This window comes from Flagellimonas meridianipacifica (assembly GCF_003001695.1).
In the GTDB taxonomy this organism is placed as follows: domain Bacteria; phylum Bacteroidota; class Bacteroidia; order Flavobacteriales; family Flavobacteriaceae; genus Flagellimonas; species Flagellimonas meridianipacifica.
This window is the reverse complement of record NZ_PVYX01000001.1, coordinates 1,995,547-2,011,496: the sequence shown is the minus strand read 5'-3', so window position 1 is coordinate 2,011,496 and position 15,950 is coordinate 1,995,547. Positions and strand designations below refer to the sequence as shown.

Here is a 15,950-nt window from a genome sequence, read left to right as displayed (position 1 = left end):
GGATGTCAAGTAATTTGATGATTAAATACGGTTATACTTCCACAATATGTAAACCGATTGTCTTAAGGTCTTCCCAGAAATCTGGATAGGATTTGGAAACTACTCCGGCATCGTTTACAAATAGATTGGTTCTTAGTGCCAGCGGAGCAAATGCCATGGCCATACGATGGTCATGATAGGTGTCAATGGGAACTCCTTCGTTGATTACAGACGTAGACCGTAAAGTCAAACTTTCTGCATCTATATCAACTTGTGCACCCAATTTGGTCAGCTCCGTTTGAAGAGCCGCCAAACGGTCCGTCTCCTTAATGGGAAGGGTGTGGAGGCCCGTTAAGTGGCATCCTATCCCCAATCCCAAACAGGTAACCGAAATGGTTTGAGCCAGGTCTGGAGCATTGGAAAGGTCATATTCAAAAAAATCCGTTTTATGCCGGCTTACCTTGTTCAGTGTAACTTCAGTATCCGAAAAAGAAGTTTCCACACCAAATTGGGTATAAATCTCTTGAAGTACACTATCTCCTTGCAACGAATTTTTCTTGTATGCAGATAGCTTTATTTGGGAACCCACTCTACACATTGCCGCAATACTGTAAAAGTAACTTGCCGAACTCCAATCGGATTCAACAACCATAGTTTTGGTTTCGACATCCTTTTTGGGATGGACGCTAATTTTGTTCCCTTCAAACGAGGTTGAAATTCCCAATTCATCCAATAAACTCAAGGTCATTTTTATATAGGGGACCGAAGTGATTTTGCCAACTAACTCGAGTTCCAGACCATTTTCAAGACTTGGAGCTATCAGAAGTAATGCTGAAATGTACTGGCTGCTTACATTTGCAGGAAGCGCCACTTTGTTTTTGATCAGCTTTTTTCCCGAAATCCTTAGAGGAGGACACCCACGCTTATTTACATATTCTATTTCCGCACCAAGTTCCTTAAGGGCATCCACCAATACTTGTATGGGGCGTTCTTTCATTCGGGATGAACCAGTTAAAACAACTTCTTTGCCTTCTTGGGAAGCAAAATACCCAGTAAGAAATCTCATTGCGGTTCCGGCATGGTGAATATCCACTTCGCCCTTAATTGCAAGCAGTCCTTTTTGCATTACCCGCCCATCATCGGAATTGGAAAGATTCTCAATTTGAATATTGGGAAAAAGCGCTCGAAGCAGCAAGAGTCTATTTGTTTCGCTTTTGGAGCCTGTAATCCGAATTGACCCGTTTACAAAAGGGTCTTGAAGTTGGTTCAGCTTAAGTTTCAAATGGTCATTCTTTAAGAAGACCAAAGCTAGAAAAAACGAACTTAATGTCCCTTTCGGGGAATCACTTTATTTCAGTTTTTTGTTGTTTTGGTGACGGTCGTGATCCCTTTTGGTTTTCAAATCCAACTTACGGTCAAATGCCTCTTGCAAGTCTATGCCGGTTTGATTGGCCAGACAGAGCACTACAAAGACCACATCCGCCAGCTCTTCGCCCAAATCTTTAGCCTTATCCGATTCTTTTTCGCTTTGCTCTCCATATCGTCTGGCAATGATGCGGGCCACTTCGCCCACTTCTTCGGTTAGCTGAGCCATATTGGTCAATTCATTAAAATAACGGACCCCGTGATTTTGAATCCAATCGTCGACAGCTTTTTGGGCATCCTGGATATTCATGCTTTAGATTTTAGACAAAACTAATTGTTCTGACTCTTTTGTTATTACTTGATTAAAGAATTCCTTTAATAGTGGGTAATACGATGGAGCAATGATTGAAGATTTAATCTCAAAATTCACCATGACATCAACCTCATTCTCTCTAGGTGTAATATTAAACCTAAACAATCCTAAACCATCAGGCAACTTTAGTGATTTTGATTCTGGACACGATTCTATTTTGTACCCTTCAGGTAAATTGAGTTTTACCATATATACATCTTTAAAGGGAAAGCCAAAATCTACCGGGTACACTCTTTCTTCAACTTTAAAAGGATTTTCTCCCATAGCTAAAAAGCCTAAAGGTTTTAAATACAATTTTCCATCTATTTCATCCGCTCCATAGTCATTGAAAAAGCTAAAGGACTCTCCAACACGGCCTTCATAATTCTCAGCATTCTCTGCATTGTATTCATCAATTTCAATATCAGAAAGCATACTCTCTTTTGCAGACAAAAAGGATTCCATATCCTTCGACTTATATCCATTTCTAAAGTTTAAAGCACTATGCCTGTCAAACCTAGCTTTACAAGTACCTTCTGCACTACCATCTTCATTCAAATCGACATTTAGGGAGTACATATTTGAGGAAGTCCCTGGGGAAATCAAATTAATCTGTTTCCATTGCTTTCTGTTGTTATCTACTAAAATGCCTTTCCAATTGTAGTCTTTAATTGGAAGAACATTAATATCACTAAATTCCTCAGTTCCATCCATAAAGTATGGTTTATCATTGATTTTTGCATATGCCAATACGTAATTAAGCCTATCAACCGTTGGGAAAAATGGAATAAGATTATCTTTGGTACTTATTATTACGGGATTAGCGTCAATCCCAGCATACCTTAACATTGCCACCAACAATAGATTTATGTCTGCGGCATTGCCCTTTTTTTCTTTGAGGGTTTTTTTTAATCCATTGAAAAAATACTTTCCATCCAGACCGTTCCAAGAGATATTGCTTTTTACATACTTAAAAATAGCTTTCATCTTATCAACTTGTGATGTTTCATTGGCCAATAGGTTGTCTAACTCATCGTCAAAAGACCTAGTCTTGTCAAGTTCATTCTTATAATCATCAGAACTGCCGATAGTCTGGGCTACATCCTTCCAGCTTTGCGCATAACTTCTAAAAAAACCTGGCAATTCCACAGAAACGAGTTCAAACATTACACCACTCCTGTAGTTATGGATGTTGTCCACATAACTTTCAGCCTTCATTGCTGGCATGTTGGTTACAGTGTATTCATTAACGACTACGTCCATACCAATTCTGTTATCTTTCCTAGTGTATTTTTTGGGATAAACCGAATAATATCCTTTGGGAGTTTGACGGAATCTAAAGCCCTTCGGAGTTCTTATTGAGGCAAACATTTTATGCACTGGAATATCATATTGGAATCGGAATTCATCTATATTCCAGATAAAGGGTGAGTTTACCCTGTAGGAGAATTCAAGAATGGATCCTTCCTTTACGTTTGGCATGGTAAATTTGACCTGGTTGTAGTTGTAACTCAAGTCGGTTTCAAATACTTCATCCTTGCCTAATTCAGTTTCTACAACTTTTCCATTCTCTAAATTATAGGTGACTGCTTTTAGCTTTTTGACCTGTTCTTTTGCTGATCTGTTTTTATAAAGATTAATCTCTTTTGTAGCATATTCAAAACCCTCTTTAGTGTATATCTTTATACGTTCATGTATTTCCGTTACCAACCTACTCTCTCCATTGGATGAAATCAAATAGGTATCTTGTTTTTTGTATAGTATCGCTGCACTGGCTGAATTGTCATTCATGTAACTTTCCTGGGTCAGTTCTTTATCCGAGACTTTTCCAAATTTTATTTCTTGCCCCAAAGTACAGTTTAGGGTGCCAAGCAATACGAATATGGTGATTAGTAGTGATTTTGACATAGTTAGGTTTTTTTGTTAAGTATAATTTTTGAATTATCAAGTTTGGTTATTTTTCTTTTGAAACTTCTGTATTTATCATAATCCAGCTTAGAATAGGTTCCAGATTTGATTAAAATTCTACGTTTCACCCGTATTTGACTTTTCTCTTTCCAAAACTCAATACTATATTCCCCGAATTTTTCCGAAAACGAGTTGGACTTAGGTAATGAAAGGACATCGAAGTTTTTTGGTAAGCTTATGATATATTCATCAACGTCTAAGTAGCCCCGTTGAATTTCCATTGGAAATCTGCGATTTCTGTACCTTGGGGGAACACTTTGTACATTGTTAAAACAATTGGGTATGAAAATTAATTTACCATCATCGGTCTTACTGGCATATTTGGATGCGGATAGAGCTATCACTTCCTTAAAGGTTACTTCATCTTGATTGTTTTCTAAGTAATACTTTCCCAGGATAAGGTTATTTATTTTTCGTAAGTAGTTTTTATAATACTTTACGAGCTCAGTATCAGGTAAATTCTGAATTCCAAAGTGTTCTTCATATTGTATACCCTTTGTGGTTATCTCCATTTTTCCCAAAAGGTCTCCTTCCTCATCTAAAGAATATATTCCTTTAGTGGTTTGTAGATTTTCCTCATCAAGATATGCATCAGTATAGGTAATTTCTCCTCCCTCCGGTTTCATAATAAGAACTCTTCTATCATCGGTGAAATCTCCTAAAAATCCAAAGGGATGAATTTGGGAGGTGCAATCTACCCAATAGTACTTGTCGTTGTATGGTATGGCCAAAATGACATGGTTTCCTTGAGCTAAAGAAGCAACTCCATCTTCAAAATCTATTTTTTCCTTGCCCGCCTCCACATGGACATAATAGGATTCAACTCCTACCTGTTTCAATAAGGCTTTGGTATAATTGGATAACCCCTTACAATCTCCATACTTCACCTTATCTACTTCTATGGCGCTTATTGGTTTTAGACCTCCAATACCTACTTGAACACTTATATATCTAGTATTTTCCTGAACGTATTTATATACTATTCTGGCTTTTTCAAGGGAATCTTCTACTCCCTTAACCAGCTCGTTTATTTCACTTTTTGTGGATGGTAATAGTTCATCCTGGTCTCTTAAGAGGTTATTGTTCATCCATAAACCAACGTCTTTCCATCCATAAATCTTCCCGCTGTATCCTTCATAATAAAAGTCGACAGGACAAATCACCAGTGAAGGGAAAATGTTTTGAGTGGAAGGTCTTAAATATTCATCCCTTAAAGCTGGAATATTTGCAACAGAATATTGTATTCCATTTAGTGTTTCTTTACGGGTTATGGCGTAGCCTTCAAAATTTTTTTCCAAAATATTGGGTTTTAAAGCGGATAGTGCATACTCAATTTCGTAACTACACTTCTCCGTGCTTGCCATAAAATCATCAATAAAATACCATGAGGGTAGAGTCCCTGTGTTTTTCGTTTTCATTTCATATGAAAAGCTTACTGTATAGGGATATTCCGTTGGTAGGTAACTCATGTAAAGCACACGGGAATCCGAATAAAGAGTCCCGCCATCCACAGCACTTACATCAACAAACTCTTTTTTCTTGATACGTTTTATGGAATTGCCATCTTTATCAAAAATCTCTGCTTGGATGCTTCGAATGGTTTGACTGTTATTATAGCCAGCAAAGGCCCTAATGTGCTTATTACCTTCTTCGTTCAAGACAGTGACCACGCGATTATGGTGAACCAGCATCTCTTCCTTAGATAGCAAAGCTACTTTCATTTCATGATTTCTTACAACGGCCTCAGCTCCAATGAGTAAGGTTTCAGGAATCTCAGAATATGCTAAGGAATTTTGTGCATGTACGAATTTAAAGCACAAAATGAGTGAAAGTACTAGATAAGGGCGGAACAATTTTGGTCTTAATTAGTCGGTTGAATTTCTACCTCTAAGATGCCAAAATTCCTACAAAAAAGAAAAACTTATTCGATAAAACTACTTTATTCCTTGTTCTTGGTATCTATCCAAATAGTAACAGGGCCATCATTTAATAGCGATACTTTCATATCTGCCCCAAAAATACCAGCACCTACTTTTTTTCCTAAGTCCTGTTCCATTTGAGCAAGGAATTGATTGTACAACGGAATGGCCATATCCGGTTTGGATGCTTTTATATACGAAGGTCTATTTCCCTTCTTGGTTTGGGCATAAAGCGTAAACTGGCTTACTACAATTACTTCACCATCCTGTTGAAGAAGCGATTGGTTCATGATGCCGTCAACATCATTAAATATGCGTAGGTTGATTATTTTTTTGGATAACCATTTGATATCTTCCCCAGTATCTTGGTCTTCGATTCCCAAAAGAACAAGTAAACCACTTTTTATTTTTGAAACTACCTTATCTTCAACGATAACACTTGCTCTGGAGACTCTTTGAACTACTGCACGCATTCTTATACTTTATGAACATCCATACGATAACTTTCCTCCTCTCCTGTAACCATCTGAACGTAACTACGATACCTGCTCCATGCAATAGTACCTTCTTCCAGAGCATTTTTGATGGCACATTTGGGTTCATCCAAATGCAAGCAATTGTTGAACTTGCATTCGGATTTTAATTCAAAGAACTCAGGAAAGTAATCCCCAATCTCATCCTTTTCCATATCTACAATACCAAAGCCTTTTATGCCAGGGGTATCAACGATTCTGGCATCAAAACTGAGGTCATACATTTCGGCAAAAGTAGTGGTATGCTGACCCTGAAGGTGCTGCTCGGATATTTCTGCTGTCTTCAATTGTAGTCCGGGTTCCAGTGCATTTACCAATGTTGACTTTCCAACACCTGAGTGACCGGCAAACATACTTGTTTTACCCATCATATAGTCTTTTACTTTGTTCACGTTAAGTCCTTCCTTGGCTGCAATTTCAATACAAGGATAACCTATTCTCTCATAGAGTTGCAAAAGGTAGTTCACCTCGACCATTTCGTCTTCATCATAGATATCCATTTTGTTGAACAATAGTACTACTGGAATATCATACGCTTCACAGGTAACCAAAAAACGGTCAATAAAACTTGTAAAAGTCATAGGGTTGTTCAAAGTAATCAGTAAGAAAACTTGATCAAGATTGGCTGCAATTATATGGGTTTGTTTGGAAAGTTTGACCGATTTACGGATGATATAATTCTTACGTTCCTTGATATTGGATATAACCCCAACGGTTTCATCACCTATTTCCTCTAGATGGAACTCCACCTCATCCCCAACAGCAATTGGGTTAGTACTTTTAATGCCTTGTATTCGGAACTTTCCTTTTATTCGGCAGTCATAAAATACACCCTCCCCTGTTTTTACAGAGTACCAGCTACCAGTGGATTTATAAACAGTTCCTCGCACTTAATGTTTAAAATTTTCTTTGCAAAGAAACAATAATACTGGATTTTGAACGTATATCTTTGTTTACATATCAATAATCAATCATATCTAATTTTATTATGAAAAAAATTTTATTCGTAGCGGCTATCGCGCTTGTATCGACATTTTCTGTCAATGCGCAACAATTTAAGGTTATTACCAGCGTAGAGTCCATTGTTCCCAACGGTCTGGGTAGGTCTCGTATCGTGAACGCTCTTGAAGACAAAGATTACAAAGAATACACAAGTGTGCAGACCGAAGACGACAATACGAGAAACAAATCAAAACGTGGAGAAATCCGTGTAAAGAATTTTGAAGAAACTAAATTGTTAAACTTTTACAATTTAGGAGGTATCCGTTTTCAGAACATTGCTGCAAACGATGCTTTATTAACTTCTATGATTAATGACATGGTTGCCAATGGATGGGAACTGGCTTTTGTAACCAGTGCTGTTGAAAGCGAAGGTGGAAAAGGAGATGGAAAAGGAATTTTCATCACACGATATATCTTCAAAAAGTAAGGTTCTTACCAAAAGAAAAAATTAAAAGGCTCTGTATATCAGAGCCTTTTTTTGCTTAATCCACCATGCGAACCCTTCCTCCTACGAAGGTGTTCTTGTTTACTTTTTTGGGTTGACCATATACATCCACATCACCTCCTGCCTTAATGCTGATATCTATTTCTTCCATCGCAAAGACTTCTGCTTCTCCACCAGCAGATATTTTTACTTTGGCAGAAGAGGTACGAAGATCTCTTCCCTCAAAAATACCTCCTGTGTTCAACACAATACTTTGACTTCTTGCCAAACCTGAGGCCTCAACAATACCACCGGTAACCGCCCTAATGTTTGCATGGCTCACATCCATGCCAATTTTGATTTTCGCCCCTTCCTGAGCTTTAAGCTCTATCTCATGCTGGCTTACCATTTCATTGCATGTAATTTCGGCGCCTTCATTTCCATCAATGACTTTTAAGTCGGTATAGTATACCTCAATAAAAGTGTCTTCACCAGTAAATTTTTTATCCAATTGCATCCTAAGCTTTAGAACCCCATCTCTGTTCATCCAAACAATGTCATCTACATTTCTGCCCTTTATCATGATACGGTTTTCATCCGACTGTATCAGATTTACCTCAATTAGGTCAAAAACCTTGATTTTGTCAAAATCTCCAACTTCGGTGTCAATCGTTCTTTGCCCAAAGCTTGATATCGTAAACGCCAATATGAGTAGAGTACTTAGTGCCTTCATGTTTTCTGTTTTTTCTAAAGATAAGGCCTACAAACAATTGTTACACTTAACGCAAAAAAAATGCCGTTCAAACTTAGTTTGAACGGCATTGGTATTCCTTCTATAAAAGACTACGCATTGATAATCTTTTCTTGATGGTTTATGGATTCTTGGTGAATGGCCTTGAACATTCGAAGCACAAATTCCTCGCTAAGTCCACGCTCCTCGCCCTCCAAAATCATATTGCCCAAAATTGCATTCCATCGGTTGGTCTGCAGAACCGCTACATTTTTCTGTTTCTTTAGTTTTCCAATCTCATCCGAAATTTTCATTCGTTTGCCCAACGTCTCAACCAATTGATTGTCAATCACATCAATCTGAGCCCTAAGATTGCTCAATTTGCTATTGTACTCAGCCTCTAAATCGGTTTCTTTCCTCATCTTTAAATCAATGAACATTTGTTTCAAGGTATCTGGAGTCACTTGTTGGGCGGCATCGCTCCAAGCATTGTCTGGATCAAAATGAGTTTCAATCATGAGTCCGTCAAAATTCAAGTCCAAAGCGGTTTGGGAAACATCGAATACCATGTCTCTTTTTCCTGTAATGTGACTTGGGTCGTTAATTAGTGGTAAATCTGGGAAACGAGTCTGTAGCTCAATGGCCAGTTGCCATTCCGGAATATTCCTGTACTTGGTCTTTTCGTAGCTGGAGAATCCCCTATGAATCACCCCAAGCTTTTTGATATTGGCAGAATACAAACGCTCCACCGCACCTAACCAAAGGGAAAGGTCTGGATTTACTGGGTTCTTTATCAAGACAACCTTGTCGGTCCCTTCCAGAGCATCCGCTATTTCCTGAACAATAAAAGGACTTACAGTAGAACGAGCACCTATCCAAAGCATATCGATATCATGCTCCAAAGCAAGGTCTACATGGTTTCTGTTGGCAACTTCCGTAGCGGTTTTTAGCCCGGTTTCTTCCTTCACTTTTTGTAACCACTTTAACCCAATGGCTCCCACTCCCTCAAAATTTCCAGGGCGTGTTCTTGGTTTCCAGATACCTGCACGGTAATAGTTCACATCTGAATCTTTGAGCTCATGGGCTATTTTCAATACTTGTTCCTCAGTCTCAGCACTGCACGGGCCTGCAATGACCAATGGATGTGGCAAAGCCATATCATCCAACCATTTTCGCATTTCTTTACTGTTCTCCATGGTATAACTTATAGTTTTGTAAGTGGTATTCCTTTTAGTATTTGTTTTATTCGATTCGTATTGTTCATTTCATTGTAAACCTTCTCAAAGTCACCATCCAAAAGAAATTGCTTGAATTGTTCCAGATTTTGAATGTATTCCTCCAAAGTCTCTACAACATTATCTTTATTTTGTTCAAAAATAGGGGTCCACATATCCGGAGAGCTTTTGGCCAAACGGACCGTACTTTCAAAACCACTGCCGGCCATATCAAATATGTCTCTCTCATTTTTCTCTTTCTCGATTACCGTTTTTCCCAACATAAACGAACTGATATGGGACAAATGCGAGACGTAGGCAATGTGTTTGTCATGGGCCACGGGGTTCATGTACCGAATGCGCATGCCCATACCCTGAAACAATTCCAAAGCTTTTTCCTGAAGTTTGAAAGCTGTTTTTTCCACTTCGCAGATGATATTGGTCTTTCCTTTGTAAAGTCCATTAATGGCTGCAGAAGGGCCAGAAAATTCCGTTCCAGCGATTGGGTGGCACGCCAAGAAATTTCTTCGTTTTGGATGGTTTTCCACGGTTTCGCAGACCAGACTTTTGGTGGAACCCGCATCAATCACAACAGTTTCATCACCTGAAGCATCCAAGATTTTTGGCAATTCTTCAACCAAGGCATTAACAGGTATAGTGACCAAAACCATGTCCATTTGAGACAGCCCGTTGTAATCCAATTTTTCGTGGATTATTTCCAAATCCAATGCTTCTTGAAGATGTATTTCATTGGAATCAATTCCGTGAATTTCTGCTTCTGGCCAAAGCTGTTGAATATCTTTTGCAAAAGAGCCCCCGATTAAACCAACACCTATTACCGCTACCTTCATCTTCTAAAATCTTTTAAGTGCTTCTTCAATTTTTTCCTTTTCCACGCAGAGTGAAAATCGGATATACCCTTCTCCATTGGAGCCAAAAATGGTTCCTGGGGCAATAAAAATGTCTTTGTCGTATAAAACCTTATCTATAAACTCTTCAGAAGGCTTGGAACCTGCTGGCAATTTGGCCCAAACAAACATCCCTGCGGCATTCTTATCGTAGGTACATCCCAACTTGTCAACCAACTGAAATAGTACATTTCTTCTGCTTGCGTAGATTTCATCCAATTGGTCAAACCAGGCTTTGCCGCTGTTTAAGGCCGTAACTGCTCCTTTTTGAATACCATAGAACATTCCAGAATCCATATTGCTCTTTACCTTAAGAACTGCAAGCACATGCTTGTGACTACCCATAACCATCCCTACGCGCCAACCTGCCATATTGAAGGTTTTGCTCAAGGAGTTCAATTCCAATGCCACCTCTTTGGAGCCTGCTACCTGAAGTATACTGGTTGGATTATCGTTAAGCACGAAACTATAGGGGTTATCATTCACCAACAGAATGTCATGGGCTTTGGCAAATGCAACCAAATCTTTCATGGCCTGCTTTGTGATGGTAGCGCCAGTGGGCATATTGGGATAGCTGAGCCACATTAGCTTCACTTTTGACAAATCCATCTGTTCCAACTCAGAAAGATTGGGAAGCCAACCATTTTCTTCCCTTAAATTGTACATTAACGGCTCTGCCCCTACCAATTTTGTGACTGAAGTATAGGTTGGATAACCGGGATTGGGAATAAGAACGGCGTCTCCAACATTCAAAAAAGCCAAACTAATGTGCATGATACCTTCCTTGGAACCAATTAAGGGAAGAATTTCTGTTTTAGCATCAAGTTTCACATCAAATCGCTCTTGGTAAAAAGTGGTCATTGCTTCCCTTAGTTCTGGAAGCCCCTGATAACTTTGGTATTGGTGTGCACTGGGCTGTAACAGGACATTTTTGAGTTCTTCAACGGCTTCCGGGGGAGGAGGTAAATCTGGACTCCCTATTCCCATATTAATGATTGGCCTTCCATCGGCAACCAACTGCCTTACTTCCCTTAACTTTTTAGAAAAGTAATATTCCTGTACCGTATGGAGTCTATCCGCAACTATCATGACAGTAATGCATTTTTATATTCACCCAATACTCTAAAGTCTTCGGACATGATTTCCAATAAGGATTTGGCCTTTGCAAAATGAGTGTAATCCTCAAAGGTCACATCCACAAAAAAGGCATACTTCCATGGTGTCTCAATAACAGGTAGGGATTGAATTTTGGTTAAATTCATATTACAATCACTCATAACATTGAGCACTGTGGCCAAGCTTCCTCTCTTGTGGTCGGTAATGAACCGTAGGGACGCCTTGTTGATTTCATCCGGTGGCAACACCTTGTTTATCTTTTTAAGAACAATGAAGCGTGTTGCATTATTTTTGATGGTCTGAATGTCTGAAGCTATCACATCCAAATCGTACAATTTAGCTGCAACTTTAGGAGCAATAGCTCCAATGTGATGCAACTTTTGCTCTTGTATTCGCTTTGCCGTTTCCGCCGTATCCACATCTTCCACAAGTTTTATTTGCGGATGCTCTTTAAAAAACTCTTTGCATTGCAACAATGCCATAGGATGGGAATGTACCTCTTTAACATCTTTCATACCCTGTCCCTTCAACACCATAAGGTGATGATGAATACTCAAATAATGCTCGCCAATAATATGGATATTGTTATGGTAAACTAGATTGTAATTCGGAATTATGGAACCCGCAATAGAATTTTCAATGGCCATCACCCCTTTATCCGCATTGCCAGTCAACAGATGGTCAATCATAGTATCGAACGACAAGCATTCTACCAAATCAATATCATCCCCAAAAAAATCATGGGCCACTTGGTGATGGTTACTCCCTTGTATTCCCTGTATGGCTACCTTAAGTTTCATGCAATAAAAAAGCCCCGATTTTATGTCGGGACTTTATGTGATTTTTATACCTATCGTATACTAAAACAGTCCCGTACTTCCTTTAAAAAAGAAGTAGAAATAAAAACCGTTCCAGAAATACGTCTTTGACATTGTTCTTTATTGAGTGGCTAAGATTGTCCTTTCCTTTTAAAAATCAAAGTATTGCCACTACTTTTTTTGATTCCTTCTCAAATTCCGTTTTTTCTTTATGAATATTTTTATCATTCCAAAGCTATTTTAGGAATTCTTAAAAATTCTTCCCGTGTACTTAGAATAGATTTGTCAATTGGCTTATGCATTTATGAGAAATCTAAATAGTACTTTTGAAGGTATTTAGAAAAACATGTCCATTACCGTTACAAATATTACCAAAACCTTTGGAGCGCAAAAAGCGCTGAATCAAATCTCATTTTCTGTAAAAAAGGGAGAAATAGTTGGCTTTTTAGGACCTAACGGAGCTGGAAAATCCACAATGATGCGGATATTGACGACCTATTATAAAGCTGATGAAGGAGAAGCCAAGGTGAACGGACATGATGTATTGACTTCAGCAAGAGCAGTACAAAAAAGCATTGGATATTTACCAGAACACAATCCACTCTACTTAGAAATGTTCGTAAAGGAATACTTGGAATACAATGCCAGTGTTTACAAAGTTTCCAAATCCCGAATTAGTGAAGTCATAGAACAAACCGGCTTAACCCCTGAAGCGAATAAAAAAATTGGACAGTTATCCAAAGGTTATCGTCAGCGGGTTGGTCTGGCAACCGCCTTACTACACGACCCAGAAGTTCTTATTTTGGATGAGCCCACTACGGGATTGGACCCCAATCAGCTTATTGAAATCCGAAAATTGATTCGTGAAATCGGAAAGGAAAAGACCATTCTACTATCCACTCACATCATGAAGGAAGTAGAGGCCGTTTGCGATAGGGTCATCATAATTAACAAGGGAGAATTGGTCGCCGATAAGCCTCTTGAAGAACTTAGGGAAACCGAAGAACAAATCATTGAAGTAGAATTTGATTACCGGGTTGAGGAAGTCCTTCTTAACCAACTCCCCCATGTTTCGAAAGTAAAGAATACCGGGGGGTTTATTTATGAAATCAGTTTTAACACTTCAAAGGATATGCGACCTGAGGTTTTTGATTTTGCCCATGACAATCAACTGAAAACACTTCAACTGAGTCGAAAGAACAAAAATTTGGAGAGTTTGTTTGCGGAACTAACTAGTTAATTCGGTCGATGTTCTCATCCACGCTCTTGTTTTTGAATTTACCCTTCGTTTGACCTCCAATGGTATATTTCAAAGACAAGGCCACTTCTCTTCCATCTACAAAATAAGTCCCATTGGATTCAACCCCGTCAACAGTATACCTTTCCTCAAAATTCAATTCCCGAAAGATATCATTGAATCGTAAGGAAAATTGTATGGCTTGACCAAATGTCTTGACTAAGGATGCATTTGCCACCAGCATGGAGTTTCTTTCAAAGATGCCATCATTCCTTCTTGTGAACCCCCAGCCTCCAACAGTAATAGTGGTATCCTTAGCTACCTTGAATTGATGGTCCGTGTACGCGTAAACAAAAGGTTTGCTTGCGCCAATTATTGCATTATTGTCCTCCAATCGGTTATAGTTAAGGCTAATTGATGTGTTTGAAGTCCAAATCCCTTTAGAAAAGGGTAGGTTGAGATTGGCATAATAGCTTTTTTCACTCTCAAGGTTCGTCAGAGATAAAATAGCTACTCCGGCATCCTCATCAAACTGAATGGTAAAACTTGATGGATTCTGAGTTTTAAAATAACCCAATGTGATAGACTTGTTCTTATATTGAAAAGTACTGGAAATCTCATTGGTGATTTCGGGTTGTAGATTTATGTTTCCGGTACCTTCCAATACTGGATTTATAAAAGCGGATATGGTATTGGTCCTTGAAAAATTAGGGCGTTCCACACTTTTTGCATAATTAACCGATAATGTTTTAATACTATCCAAAGACATCTTAATGGTAGCCTTAGGGAAAAGACGTGTGTTTTCGCGTTCTATTAATGGTGTGCTTTCTGAAGCCAGTTCGCTTTCCACTTTGTTATGTTCCAACCGCAGACCAGAAACAAAATTTACTTTTTTGCTTAGATTTCCTGTCATGGAAGCGTAGGATGCATATAAGTCCTCTTTGTATTGAAAATCAAGAACATCTGTGATTCCAGGATTCAGGTTTTGAAACTCAGAGAATGCCTCCGCCCCAGCCTCGTTCCAATTAACTCCAAAATCCAACTGCAGTTCTTCTCCAAGCCTTTGTTCAAAATCAACCCGGAGGGCATAAGACTTTAAATCATATCGCTGTTCCCTTAACTGTTCCAAAATAAAGTCAACCCCATTGGTGTTGTTTTCGATTGCAGTATCTAAAGTGGTCACATATTGGGAATATTGAAGTCCCGAGAAAAGATTTAGGTTTTTGGAAAGACTTTTATTGAAGTTCAAGCTTCCCGTAAAATAATCCCGTGTGTTATCATTAGTTGTATCCGTTAAAATGTCGCTTTGGTTCTCATCAATTTCTAAAAATGAGTCTGTGAATATTGAAAACTTGTTTGTTTGTAACCGTAGTACCGAATTGAATGAGATATAGTCTTGTTCGGAAATGGGAAAATATAATCCCAAACCTGAGTTAATCTGTCTCCTATTGTTAAAAGGACCGGGGATCAAAACCAGATAATCAGAGAATATATTAGCTTCGGGAACATTAAATTGAAACGTATTGCTTTCCCAAAGACCCAAATTGTTCAGTCCAAAATTGCCACGAACCTCAAATCCTTTTTTGGAGTAACTCGCATTACTTGAGATATAATTATTATAATTTCTCTTCCAAGAGGCCGTTTCCTGAAAACTTATCGTTGTACCCGAATTAGCATCTCGCTTGGTTGTAACCAATAAGACTGCTCTTCCACTAGCTTCGTATTTGGCTGATGGATTTTGTATGAGCTCTATACTCTCAATGGCATCCACAGAAAGTCCGGTCAATACCTCAAAATCCACCTGTTGTCGGTTTAGATAAATTAGCGGATTCCCCTTTCCAATTACGGTAAGTGATTGCCTGTCTGCAGCTATTTGTACACCAGGTAGTTTTGTAAATAGTTCCAAAGGCTCTGGAACGGTGGCAAAAATGGGATGCTGTACGTCAATTTTGGTATTTCTATTTAATGTGGTGATTGGATTCTTCACAACGCTCAATTCAACCTCTTCCAAAACCTGCGCCTTTTGCTCTAATTGAATGGAAAAGTGTACATCTTTGTCAAGACTTACTTCTTTGGAGAATTTTGTATATCCCAAAGCCGATATTTCAAGAACATAGGTTTTATTTCCTGGTGCTTTCAATGAAAAATCACCATCTATTAAAGTAGTATAAGTAACTAGATTTTCTTGAGTAGAATTATAGAGCAGAACATCGGCAATAGGTATAGGAGAATTGCTTTCGTCACTAATGTGACCTTTTAGGGTGTATTCTGTTTGGGAAAACACAATGCTTTGAAAGCACCAAAACAAGATGAAAAAAAGATATCGCTTCAAAACCTGATTTTGAAATCAAATTAAAGAGAAGCTAGCCCGCAATGGAAGAAATC

At 38.6% G+C, this 15,950-nt stretch carries 14 protein-coding genes; 2 read left to right on the top strand and 12 right to left on the bottom strand.

Annotated elements, in window-relative coordinates; all coding sequences use genetic code 11:
- Window positions 1-31 precede the first annotated feature (31 nt).
- From CLV81_RS09220 to rsgA, 6 genes are all read right to left on the bottom strand, one after another.
- Window positions 32-1,261 carry a 3-phosphoshikimate 1-carboxyvinyltransferase gene (locus tag CLV81_RS09220; RefSeq protein ID WP_106144722.1) on the bottom strand — a complete coding sequence of 410 codons (1,230 nt, stop codon included), beginning with the start codon at window positions 1,259-1,261 and terminating at the stop codon, window positions 32-34.
- Window positions 1,262-1,327: 66 nt separating this feature from the next.
- Complete coding sequence (locus CLV81_RS09215; RefSeq protein ID WP_106144721.1) at window positions 1,328-1,654, bottom strand: nucleotide pyrophosphohydrolase; 327 nt, start codon at window positions 1,652-1,654, stop codon at window positions 1,328-1,330.
- Window positions 1,655-1,657: 3 nt separating this feature from the next.
- A complete protein-coding gene (locus CLV81_RS09210) occupies window positions 1,658-3,604 on the bottom strand; it encodes a transglutaminase domain-containing protein (protein WP_106144720.1) in 1,947 nt (648 codons plus the stop codon).
- Between the two features lie 2 nt (window positions 3,605-3,606).
- Window positions 3,607-5,385, bottom strand: coding sequence for a DUF3857 domain-containing protein (locus CLV81_RS09205; RefSeq protein ID WP_146129867.1), 1,779 nt, complete (start codon window positions 5,383-5,385; stop codon window positions 3,607-3,609).
- A gap of 218 nt (window positions 5,386-5,603) precedes the next feature.
- On the bottom strand, window positions 5,604-6,056 hold the full coding sequence (gene dtd / locus CLV81_RS09200; RefSeq protein ID WP_106144718.1) for a D-aminoacyl-tRNA deacylase: 453 nt from the start codon (window positions 6,054-6,056) through the stop codon (window positions 5,604-5,606).
- Between the two features lie 2 nt (window positions 6,057-6,058).
- Window positions 6,059-7,006: a ribosome small subunit-dependent GTPase A gene (rsgA, locus tag CLV81_RS09195; protein ID WP_106144717.1), complete on the bottom strand. Its 948-nt coding sequence runs from the start codon at window positions 7,004-7,006 to the stop codon at window positions 6,059-6,061.
- Window positions 7,007-7,104: 98 nt separating this feature from the next.
- Between rsgA and CLV81_RS09190 the strand changes: the two genes are divergently transcribed.
- Entirely contained in the window at window positions 7,105-7,545 is a 441-nt protein-coding gene (locus tag CLV81_RS09190; protein WP_106144716.1) for a hypothetical protein, read from the top strand.
- Between the two features lie 55 nt (window positions 7,546-7,600).
- Here CLV81_RS09190 and CLV81_RS09185 read toward each other — a convergent pair whose 3' ends face one another.
- From CLV81_RS09185 to CLV81_RS09165, 5 genes are all read right to left on the bottom strand, one after another.
- Window positions 7,601-8,275 (bottom strand): head GIN domain-containing protein, encoded by a 675-nt coding sequence (locus CLV81_RS09185; protein ID WP_106144715.1) that lies wholly within the window; start codon window positions 8,273-8,275, stop codon window positions 7,601-7,603.
- Window positions 8,276-8,385: 110 nt separating this feature from the next.
- Window positions 8,386-9,468, bottom strand: a complete 1,083-nt coding sequence (locus CLV81_RS09180; RefSeq protein WP_106144714.1) for a bifunctional 3-deoxy-7-phosphoheptulonate synthase/chorismate mutase type II — start codon at window positions 9,466-9,468, stop codon at window positions 8,386-8,388.
- 8 nt (window positions 9,469-9,476) lie between these two features.
- On the bottom strand, window positions 9,477-10,337 hold the full coding sequence (locus tag CLV81_RS09175; protein WP_106144713.1) for a prephenate dehydrogenase: 861 nt from the start codon (window positions 10,335-10,337) through the stop codon (window positions 9,477-9,479).
- Between the two features lie 3 nt (window positions 10,338-10,340).
- Window positions 10,341-11,483 carry a pyridoxal phosphate-dependent aminotransferase gene (locus CLV81_RS09170; RefSeq protein WP_106144712.1) on the bottom strand — a complete coding sequence of 381 codons (1,143 nt, stop codon included), beginning with the start codon at window positions 11,481-11,483 and terminating at the stop codon, window positions 10,341-10,343.
- A complete protein-coding gene (locus CLV81_RS09165; protein WP_106144711.1) occupies window positions 11,480-12,310 on the bottom strand; it encodes a prephenate dehydratase in 831 nt (276 codons plus the stop codon). Before CLV81_RS09165 ends, CLV81_RS09170 begins: the two co-directional genes overlap by 4 nt.
- Before the next feature lie 364 nt (window positions 12,311-12,674).
- Between CLV81_RS09165 and gldA the strand changes: the two genes are divergently transcribed.
- Window positions 12,675-13,568: a gliding motility-associated ABC transporter ATP-binding subunit GldA gene (gene gldA, locus CLV81_RS09160; RefSeq protein ID WP_106144710.1), complete on the top strand. Its 894-nt coding sequence runs from the start codon at window positions 12,675-12,677 to the stop codon at window positions 13,566-13,568.
- On the opposite strand, the gene CLV81_RS09155 is transcribed toward gldA, so the two are convergent.
- The gene (locus CLV81_RS09155; RefSeq protein WP_106144709.1) at window positions 13,561-15,897 is read right to left on the bottom strand and encodes a TonB-dependent receptor domain-containing protein; all 2,337 of its coding nucleotides are present in this window, start codon (window positions 15,895-15,897) and stop codon (window positions 13,561-13,563) included. The two genes, gldA and CLV81_RS09155, sit on opposite strands and share 8 nt — an antisense overlap.
- Window positions 15,898-15,950: the final 53 nt, after the last annotated feature.